The 9,987-nt window shown below is 44.6% G+C and carries 11 protein-coding genes and 1 pseudogene; 7 read left to right on the plus strand and 5 right to left on the minus strand.

The annotated features are described in order from the left end of the window. Positions 1 to 105 precede the first annotated feature (105 nt). The gene (locus tag J3L11_RS17980; RefSeq protein ID WP_207571868.1) at positions 106 to 2,160 is read right to left on the minus strand and encodes a hypothetical protein; all 2,055 of its coding nucleotides are present in this window, start codon (positions 2,158 to 2,160) and stop codon (positions 106 to 108) included. A 248-nt stretch (positions 2,161 to 2,408) separates the two neighbouring features. Here J3L11_RS17980 and J3L11_RS17985 point away from each other — a divergent pair. Further along, a pseudogene (locus J3L11_RS17985) lies at positions 2,409 to 2,571 on the plus strand (JAB domain-containing protein); the annotation flags it as partial. A 241-nt stretch (positions 2,572 to 2,812) separates the two neighbouring features. On the opposite strand, the gene J3L11_RS19695 reads toward J3L11_RS17985, so the two are convergent. Then, a complete protein-coding gene (locus J3L11_RS19695) occupies positions 2,813 to 3,073 on the minus strand; it encodes a helix-turn-helix transcriptional regulator (protein ID WP_207571869.1) in 261 nt (86 codons plus the stop codon). Positions 3,074 to 3,489: 416 nt separating this feature from the next. Beyond that, the gene (locus tag J3L11_RS17995; protein WP_207571870.1) at positions 3,490 to 3,675 is read right to left on the minus strand and encodes an AlpA family transcriptional regulator; all 186 of its coding nucleotides are present in this window, start codon (positions 3,673 to 3,675) and stop codon (positions 3,490 to 3,492) included. Between the two features lie 144 nt (positions 3,676 to 3,819). Between J3L11_RS17995 and J3L11_RS18000 the strand changes: the two genes are divergently transcribed. From J3L11_RS18000 to J3L11_RS18020, 5 genes are all read left to right on the plus strand, one after another. Further along, entirely contained in the window at positions 3,820 to 4,293 is a 474-nt protein-coding gene (locus tag J3L11_RS18000; RefSeq protein WP_207571871.1) for a JAB domain-containing protein, read from the plus strand. 62 nt (positions 4,294 to 4,355) lie between these two features. Further along, positions 4,356 to 4,718, plus strand: a complete 363-nt coding sequence (locus J3L11_RS18005; protein WP_207571872.1) for a hypothetical protein — start codon at positions 4,356 to 4,358, stop codon at positions 4,716 to 4,718. Between the two features lie 83 nt (positions 4,719 to 4,801). Then, positions 4,802 to 5,209 carry a DUF2787 family protein gene (locus J3L11_RS18010; protein WP_207571873.1) on the plus strand — a complete coding sequence of 136 codons (408 nt, stop codon included), beginning with the start codon at positions 4,802 to 4,804 and terminating at the stop codon, positions 5,207 to 5,209. Between the two features lie 108 nt (positions 5,210 to 5,317). After that, complete coding sequence (locus tag J3L11_RS18015) at positions 5,318 to 5,884, plus strand: site-specific integrase (protein ID WP_207571874.1); 567 nt, start codon at positions 5,318 to 5,320, stop codon at positions 5,882 to 5,884. Positions 5,885 to 5,970: 86 nt separating this feature from the next. After that, on the plus strand, positions 5,971 to 6,696 hold the full coding sequence (locus J3L11_RS18020; protein ID WP_207571875.1) for a lecithin retinol acyltransferase family protein: 726 nt from the start codon (positions 5,971 to 5,973) through the stop codon (positions 6,694 to 6,696). 49 nt (positions 6,697 to 6,745) lie between these two features. Here the strand turns inward: J3L11_RS18020 and J3L11_RS18025 are convergent, their stop codons facing one another. Continuing rightward, positions 6,746 to 7,369, minus strand: a complete 624-nt coding sequence (locus tag J3L11_RS18025; protein ID WP_207571876.1) for an inovirus Gp2 family protein — start codon at positions 7,367 to 7,369, stop codon at positions 6,746 to 6,748. 476 nt (positions 7,370 to 7,845) lie between these two features. Beyond that, positions 7,846 to 9,315 carry a hypothetical protein gene (locus tag J3L11_RS18030; protein ID WP_207571877.1) on the minus strand — a complete coding sequence of 490 codons (1,470 nt, stop codon included), beginning with the start codon at positions 9,313 to 9,315 and terminating at the stop codon, positions 7,846 to 7,848. A 227-nt stretch (positions 9,316 to 9,542) separates the two neighbouring features. On the opposite strand from J3L11_RS18030, the gene J3L11_RS18035 reads away from it, so the two are divergent. Beyond that, the coding region (locus J3L11_RS18035) for a hypothetical protein (RefSeq protein ID WP_207571878.1) at positions 9,543 to 9,987 on the plus strand (445 nt) is incomplete at its 3' end.

Below are 9,987 nucleotides of genomic sequence, written 5' to 3' on the forward strand. Positions count from 1 at the left end.
CGCAAACACACAGGGGAAAACATCGAACGTGAACACTTAGGAGATAACAGTTAAAGTAAGCTTGCGTTAGGGAGCAAGGTGTTCACGTTCAATCAGAATAGCCGTTCAACTTCGCCGGAATACGCAGTTGACATCCTGATCATACATTCCCATTGCGGCTGCGTGTTGTGCCAGACTTTCAAGAACATGAACCAAATGCTCATCAGAAATACTACTTCCCATAGGAGGGTAAGTTGATATGTGCTTTAAGACTGTTTCCGCACTCATGGCGAAGGGTAAAAGGGCCGAGTCATCATCGAATGCGCGCAGCTTAATTTTTTGGGCAATTTGATAAAACTCGTCCAACTCCGCAAACTCAACAAAATGAGTTATTAACCTGACATCGGATGACCGGTTTTGCCTTTTCACATACCTAGCAAGAGGCCCTCTGCCAATATCAGTGATAGAAATCGGGCTTCTCGCTGCCGAAACAGGGTCGATAGCTTCAGGCTGAATAAACCAAACAGATTCATCCTTACTGTCCGGGTAAGATCCTGCCCGTGTATCAACCTGGGAAATGACGATTATTTTCATATCAGGGTTGTATTGTCGACACCTCTCTTTCAGCGCCTCCAGCGCAACATGATCCACAGTCCGATCTACAACCATGTACAGGGGTTTGGGAGAGCCTTCAACCCTGTCACGAAGTATGCTTTCAGCCACATCCAGGCTACTGCACACAATCATTGTCGGGTCTACAACCGACGCTTCCGATCCCAAAGCAGACCTGTTTGCACGACTTCGGTATTCAATCGTTATGAGCTCATCGAGCCTGCGGCCGTATGGGCAGATGGCCTCGAGATAAGCGAAAAAGTCTGATCGTGTCGTTACATAAAGAACAGATGTTTGTGTATCTGCGGCATGAAACCTATGAACTGCCGTTTGGCTGTCCTCTTCTACTGCCAATAGCCAGCGTTCTAATTGCTTCCTGGTCGCCAAGGTAACTTCTTTGCTATTTGCTGGTTCAAGCAACAGGGCTTTTTCAGATGGTATATGTACTTTTTTATTGTCATCACCCTTAAGCCTCACCATTGGCAACTCGGAACCATCTGGCGCCTTATAGGGCTCAGCCATCATCACGTATCGAAGGGTGTGTCCATCTCTGAATGCAGCCAGCGTTCCTGGAGTTGGTATAGTGCTCTTTTTCTCAGAGCCCATTTCTTTCAAAACACAGGCAGCAGCTGACAAAAATCCGCATGGCCCGACATCCGGCAGTACTATATTACGTGTTTGATTTTGTTCTAATGAAGAGTCAAGGCAGCAGGAAACAACAGCTTTTAACAATAATGTAAGGTGATTTTTGGAGTCTTGGTCCTGCCAGTATACACGGGTTATAAAAGGCCATTTCTCGGCAGCATGATCTATTAACCGTTTCCATGGAAGCTCACCAAACACAAACCCATACATGTTTTCGATAACATGTATATCATCCAAAAAGCCAACGTATCCCTGGCTATCATTTATTACGTCGTCTTCAAGACACACATATCGTAGAGCCGCTTTTGCCCAATATCCCGCTTCTGAGGGTTCATGTGCAGCCTGACACAATCCCAAAAGTTTGTTGGCAATTGAGGGAAAATACGCTGTGTGATGGATTTCAGAGAACTCTGTTGCAACTCCTTCCGCAAAGGCCTTTAACTGGTCCAGATCCTCGTTTTCAGCTTCTGCAAGCTCAATAATCAGGTCATCAATTCGTTGCTGTTCTTCAGGTGATATAAATTTATTAATCGCCCTGGCGCCCAGCATTCCAAGAAGAGTCTCCACAGTTCGATCTGTCAGCCAGCATATGTCCATGAGCAGATCCTGGTTTCCACTTTCCAACTGCTGAACCAAGCTTACAAACAAGCTGATCGCAGACCAAGATATTCGAGCAACCTTTTCATTAGACGGGTGTGCTATGCGAAATTGTGCATTTATCCAAACCCAATCGCGAAGCAAATATCGCTCTGAAATGGCATAACTAGCAATTTTTCGTATTGAGTTTGATAAGCTAAGGTAAAATTCTGGAGAATCACTATGGGGAGTCCAAGCTTTGTCCCATTGTTCGAGAGTATCCAGCAATTTCTTTGTATTGGTTCTATGAACTCTATACATATCCATAAATTTACGATTGCTATCCATATGCAAACATTTATATGTTTTTATTTAATTTTATGGTCTTATAAATTACCCGTCCAGCTTTCCTTTATTGTTTTGGGGTAAATCGACTTTAATTACATCGCATAGATTATTTCAGAAGGAGATAGCAAATCAATTGTTGAACTTCCTAACCACAGTTTTAAACATTATTTTGCCTAAAACTGTAAACCTTTTACTTTTAATACGATCACACCATAAGCTCTGAGTTATTGGTATGTTCACGATATTTCCGTGGCTTTTTACGCTACAAGCTCCACCAGCATCAGCATGAAGTGTTTGCCGTCATGCTGCTCGATAGCCAACATCGGATGATTGAGTTCAATGAGCTGTTCTTCGGCACTATCGATGCCTGTTAGTGTGTATCCATGCGAAATCGTTAAGTCGGTGCAGCAGTAAAATGTCGCAGTGATGATTTTCGCCCACAACCATCTGTAAGGTTGCGCAGCCCATCAACGGCAGATCAGCTTGTGCCTCCCCCCAAAACACTGTGACTGACTCTGGGCCCAAGATAACAAAAAATTTGATATTAAAGAAATTTTACTCTTTCTCGAAGTAATGACGTCATCGAAGAGTAGTGATAGTCATTTATCCCTATTTTATTGTTCCCACTGCTGTAGCAAATCAGGGCTAATGTTCACTTTACATTTTTATGGGCAGACCTAGCTTTCTTCAGGAATTCCATACACTCATTTGGATCTATGTCTAATGCTTCGCAATAGACAAAAAACTCTGCGACGTCCATTCGACGCACAGAATTCTCGACGTTTCCGATGAGCGAGTGATGCCGACCAATGAGTTGTCCGACATCGCGAAGCGACAGCCCTTTATCTTCACGGGCTTTTTTAAGCCATGAAACAAAGGCTTCATTGACGGATGAATATAGTTGTTTTTGCATAGTGTCACGAATATAGCGACAAAACTGCTTGTCTCGATTTTCGCGACGATCTACACTCTTAATCGATCCATAAACTTAATCCAAGTGCTCTATCGACGACAACACAGACAGGAATCGACTCAGCCAAAAGCTTTTGATGGTTATGTACTTGGATATATGGAGCGTCTGGTGACTTGCGTAGCTTTGGACGTACTTGAATTAAGTCATTGAAATAATTAAGGAGAGTTTATGAAAATTATCAGGCTTTTGCCCATGCCATGGTCTTCAGTCCTCAAATGCCCTGAATGTGGTTCTTCTGACGATATCATCCCCTACGACGGTGGTTGGTGCTGCCGCGATTGCGGCTGTGAGTGGGACTAAAAATCTAGTGGGGCTTGGAATGTATGACTTCGTGTCAACATTCTAGCCCCATTACACTATGCCGCATCTCGCTCATCTACCCTTGCCTGAACCCAGTCCAGTATTTCTTCCTCCACCCAAGCAACCGCACGTTCGCCCAGTGAAACCTGTTTTGGAAATTCGCCCGCTGCAATCATTCGGTAGATTGAGGCTTTGCAAAGACAAGTAATGCCCATAACTTCTTTTAGCTTGATGAGTTTCATGATGAGTTCCTCGGTGATTAGTCTCATCACATAAGCCAGAGAGGTAAATTTTTACTGTCAGGCCTTCTTCTATCAGTTTTCCAAATCTTTTCAGATATATATCACCTCTGTGCATATGCCATTTCATCACTTCAAGGAGGTTGTATGCACAAGGTTATGTCACCCCCTAACAATCATTGGTCACGCACCTCGGAGCAAATCCTCGAAACCGCGGCAGGCATCATTGCCGAACGATTTGTACGAGGCGATGTGTTCTGTAACCCGACTGCGACGATGGACTTTCTACGTTACAAGCTCCACCAGCATCAGCGCGAAGTGTTTGCCGTCATGCTGCTGGACAGCCAACACCGGATGATTGAGTTCAATGAGCTGTTCTTCGGCACTATCGATGCGGCCAGCGTCTATCCCCGCGAGGTAGTGAAGCTGGTGTTATTGCGTAATGCCGCCGCCGTCATCTTTGCCCATAACCACCCATCAGGTATCGCGGAGCCATCTCTCGCCGACAGGGCAATCACCGGCAAGCTGGTGGCAGCGCTTGACACGATTGCGGTGCCAGTACTCGACCACATTGTGGTGGGTGATGAGTGCATCTCTTTCGCTGAGCGCGGCTGGTTATAACTATTCTCACGGCATAAAGGGCAACCACCGAGGTTGCCCTTTATGTTTGTCGGAGTCTCATCATGATTGAATTTACCGACAGCTTTTCTCAAGCGGCGGTCGCCGAAGCCTGCTCGGCGTTTCCAGACTTACACCGACGTATCAGCCTGGCACTGACGCTATATATTTTTGAGAGGCCACTGGATAAACACGGTCACATAACAGGACCGCCAACTATTGCCCCCCTTGATACCATTTGCAAAACCGTGCTTTTCGTTTGCCGTAGCGATATGGATGGTCATCTCCCTAAAGAGATTGGTTTTTGCCGTTATCTCAAGCACTGCGACCCATATGGTACGCCCCAAGGTGAATGGCAAAAAATTCTCAACGGCAGCTATCTCAACCACGGTGACAACACCCATCCCCAGTGGCGCTGTCACACCTAGCACCTGAGTTTCCACGACACAATTATCCCCCCCTGCCCGCTGCGTCTCTGACCAGCGGGCTTTTTATTTATTTGGAGTCCACTATGCAAATTCAACGTAATAAAGATATCGCCTTACCTGAAGCCTTTTACCAACTGCTGGAGCTGCGGTTGCAATCCGTTAGCACTGAACAGGCCAATATTATCACGCTTAACTTCAGTGACCCCAACTATCACGCCGATAGTGGTGGTTACCACCCTGTGGAAATTGGTCTGGTTCGTCATGGCGCACATTGGGAATTGAACTACATGACCGACTTTGCCTATTTCGGTCGCGTCTACCCGGAACTAGAGAAAGAGATTGATGTGTGCTTTCAGCAACGGGAGGTTTTCTCCAGTTATGCGGGGACACAGTACCTACGACAGGCATCGGGGCTGGTGCGATTGCTCATTGATAACTTTCTGGGGTATGTCGCTCTCGGCGTCTATGTCGAGAAAGTCACTATTGACTAACCCAGGTACCCAAAAAGGCATTATGGGCACCAAGCAACACAGGCCCCATGCGGGTTTGCAAAAGGCTGGTGCCCACATTCATTGCATAGCAGATTGAGGGAACCAAGCATGAACGAAGTCGAAGCGGTCAAGAACCGCGATACCATCAAGCTTATCAGTTACCTGCTCGAACGTCACTTTGGTCAGCAGATGGCCGATGTGTGGAATATCGGCCTTAACTTAGCACTGCGCATCTCTGACTTACTGGCAATTAAGTTTAGCGATATCGATGGCGACCGCTTAAACATCATCGAGCAGAAAACTGGTAAACGCGCCAGCATCAAACTCAACCCTAAGACCCAGGAGCTGATTGAGACTATCCACCAGCGTCACCCTGAGCATATCTACCTGTTTCAATCCTACCGCAGCAGTCAGGCCAAAGATTGGCATGCGCCAGCTAAACCACTCACACGACGAGCTGTTACCAAAGCGTTTGCCTTTGTCGGTGACGATATCAAGTTATCGCTGGGTACGCACTCCATGCGCAAGACCCGTGGCTATCACTTGTATCAAACCAGCAAAGATATCGGCCGCGTGATGCGCATGCTTCGCCATCAATCAGAAGCCGTCACCCTGCGTTACATCGGTATTACTCAGCAGCAAATCGACAAGGACTTTGTTGAGCTAGAAATCTGAGTAAGTCACCACTCACGTTCAACCCATTAACCCGTTCAGCAGATGTGACTCACGTGGCATCTGCTTTTTTTCTTGGAGTACATACCATGCAGAAATTTCATCCGGGTGATCATCTCATCACCCAAATTGACCCGTTGGCCCTCACCCACCATCACGGACTCTATATCGGCGATGAGCAAATCATCCATCTGGGTAAATCGGGGGTTGTCGAACAGATCAGCTTAGAGGCATTCTCGGATTGTCAACCCATCCACGTGAAGGACATTGCGAGTTGCACGGTTACCGCACTTGAGCGAGCGCACAGTCAATTAGGCCAACGCCCCTACCATTTGTTTCACGGCAACTGTGAACACTTCGTCACCTGGTGCCTGACCGGGGAGTCGTCCTCTGAACAAATCAGCAACTCGGTTCATGTCTCTTCTCAAGTCATTGCGCGCAGTGGCTTACTGGGAAAGACGGTGAGCAAAGCAGCCTCCACCACCGCTGCGAATATTGCACTCCTTTCCACAGCAGCCAAGATGACCGGAGAATACCTTACCCTGCCCGAGCCGGTTAATCGCCTGCTGGGAACACCAGGTGATCTGATTGCCAAACCCATCGAATCGGTTATCCAAGGCAGTATTAAGACGATTGAGGAAACAGCTGATCACATCCAGACCGGCGAATACTTGGAAGCGGGTAAATCATTAGCCAACGGGATCATTGATACCACCGTTGATGCAACTATCATCAAACCGATGGAAGTGATTGGAGAAGGGATTGTGGCAATTGGAGATATTGGTCGAAAGGTGTGGGATTGGCTCCGTTATTAATCCAAACATTACAGAGGAGGTATCCCCTCCTCCTTCACACATCAGACCATCACCCACGGAAGGTACTTTGACTACAACCAAAACACCGATTGCCATCGTCGATGTCCTTACTGTATTTTTTTGCCAAGTACACCATCCGCTCCCACGCATCATTGCACTGTTGAAGGTATAGCGGACTATTCCGGTCAATGAAATACACCCCATTTTCACAGATGTGCACACCCTTCTCAGCAATGGTTATAGGAACAGACAATGCACTCGCCCATGACGCAACCACTCGGGCATACATATTGGGACTCCGTAAATCAAAATAACCCCAGCAATTCACCGCATCCCGGTTGAAGACAAAAATTAAATGGTAGTGCCAGTTATGAGAATCAACCTGCTCACGACACCAAGCATAGCCAAAGCCAATGGGGTGATTGGATAAACGCTGATTATCCCACACAATTAATCTTGCTTTAAACGCATCAATAAACCGTGAGATGATTTTAGGGTTATCGAAGATATGCTCTTGCGGAAAATGTAAATCAAAGCGCATGAAGGTTAACCGAGGAAATCGTTGCTGATGCCGTGCAAAGAATCTCGATAGGGATTCTAGGTTGCGATACTCATACTGTACCAGTGGATAAGGTAATACTGACAGATTGGTAAATGGTTGAAGTAAGTTCATGCTCTGTGTCCTCTGCATTTTGTGTTCAATCCAGAGAATTGAGAACATAGGTAAATTTACACTGATTCAGCTAGTTACAGATTATTCACACTTCATTAATATATATTATTATAACCGAGGAATTAAAACCGCTTTTTTAGTGAGAATTCAGGATCATCACTGGCCCATTTCCCAGAGCTTCCTTGAAATTTTTACTATTGCCAACTCTGGAGTTAGTAAGATATGAGAAGAGCCGTCACCAAAACCAAGAGGCCAAGAAAAACACTCGCAATCAACGACGGCTTGTGCTGTTCAGGACATTTTTTACGCATTTCGGGGATTCAGATAATAAGTGCGACACTTATGGTTGAACGGCGAGAGGTAGTCAACTGCTGATAGTGGTACCTTCAGGCTGCCTAGGTGGGTGTCGCACTTCAGAGTTGAATTCGCGTTTTTCCTACATCATTCCACCAGCAAATCGAACCATGCAAGACTGCTTACTTAGCCACCTTTTTTCCTCGTTTGGCGATTTCAACAGTGAAACGAGTAAGCTTATTGCTCACTCGCTCGGTGGTGGTGTTATCAATTACGTGTTTTCCATGCACTGCACATATTTCTGGTATGTTTAACCCTTTTGAATCTTTAGCCGGATTGCAAAACACCTCAATGGCAATAGGAGATAGCTCTTGGACAAATTGCGGTTTTTCTGCGATCGATGCTTCTTGAGTTGTTTCTGAATTATCCTGATGGCCATTTCCCGGTGAACCGATGTTGAGCTCATGAATTGGCGAACCAAGTACCTGCTCCTGAGTTTCTGTCACTAATATCGATGATTTTAGTCCCAACCGGCATCCGATGATTTCCGCCCGATAATGCCGCTCTAAAACATTCATCAGAGGTGTGAGCTGCTCCAGTAGTGCCAGCACAATGCGAGTCAATTTTTGATAGAAAAAAAATGTGTCTGCACAACGACTTTCATTTTCGATTGTCTTAACAAATACTTCACTATCTAGTGGTAGGGCTTCGAAGATTTTTGGAAACTCTATGAGTTCTGGCCGTAAATTTTCGCTTTTTAATGGAATTAAATATTTCAGTAGCGCAAATACGAATTGAAAATTATCACTATTTTCATCGTTAGCTAGAGACAGAAAATTCTTTCTATCTAAAGTCATTGGCAATAAAGCCTCAACAGCAAAAATAACTCGCTCATTTATATAATGTAAAATTTGTTTATTTTTTGAAATTTCATATCCAAACCTCAAAATACTGATATCAATATCAGCTAAGATCCCAGAAATTTTACTTACAGATGGGGAATTACCATTTTTCTGACAGCTCCGATAATATTTTAAAAGGCTATCCACCATCTGAGTAATTGGACGTAAAACGTCTATTGGTAAATATGTATTAATTGGTAGTGAAAGCCCAACGATAACTGCTGATGATGCCGTGATAGACATAGGGTTGATTTGATAGCCATGCTCTGATTTACCAAATAGCTGACTGTCAATTAACAATGGTGAGAGTTTTCTAGCAAGGTTAGCCTTACACATCTTTTCCAATGTTTTGTGAAGATCTAAATATTTCTTTCCGGTCATCGCTCTGAAATAATCTGTTTTATTTGAAATCTCTCTTTCATAAATTATTCCCGTTGCATTCATTGCTAAACAACCAAGAGCCACTAATCTCATCTCTGCCGATTCTCGCTGGCGTAGTGGACTTCGGCAAATCCATTCAAAGACCACCTTCCCCACAACTTCAATTCTAAAGTCATCCAACAGTTCCGCACACCGAGGTGAAATGGCGTATGCAGCGGGCTTCTTGCCCCTGGAGTGTTCATTGACTGGGAAATATAAGACTGCGGCTAATTTTAGTAAGTACCCTTCTGCTACGAGGTAGTGAATCGATTCTGACAACCAACGTTTGCTTACCCCCAACTTCTCGTGAACTTTTTGTTCTGCGGCCATCAACACGGGTTCGGTATTGAAGTGAAAAAGCCAACGCAGAAAAACATATCGCATGTATGGTTCTGCGCCCGTCATGTTCCTAAGAAGTTTCATTTCCAAACCAAACAATTACTAAACATAGGTAAAATATAACACATAAACCCCATGGTATATATCTTTACACGTGATAATATACTACATGTATTTCTACATGTAGCATATTTAATGCTGGTTGGAGAATGACCGTTATGAGCACAGATATCACAAACAGTGGGTCTTCACGAAGGGGACGTGAGAACCAGTTTAAGTTTCTGACGTCAGGAACTATCAACAAGACAGAGTGGCTGAAAAAGTATCTTCTCAAGCAAGGGATCTTGGTCAATAGTCTGTACATATCCGGCATCATAGAAGAGCTCAATCACATGCGTAGGAGTCAGCAACTGCTAGGGGAGCTTACATGGGAAGAGCTCATCAAGAAGATGAAAAAATCTTATCAGACAGCAAACTATCGGGCCTCAAAGCCTACGAGGAGGACGGTAGCTATAACGCTTTCTGCGGAATGCATTAACAGCATAGAGAAATTTGCAAAAAGTAATAAAATCACAAAAAATCTAGCTGTAGAAGAATTGATAAATGATAATTTTAATCTATATTTCGAAAAATATAAAAAATTAAAACATCAAGAAAAAAATA

The organism is Shewanella sp. 4t3-1-2LB (genome assembly GCF_017368415.1).
In the GTDB taxonomy this organism is placed as follows: Bacteria; Pseudomonadota; Gammaproteobacteria; order Enterobacterales; family Shewanellaceae; genus Shewanella; species Shewanella fodinae.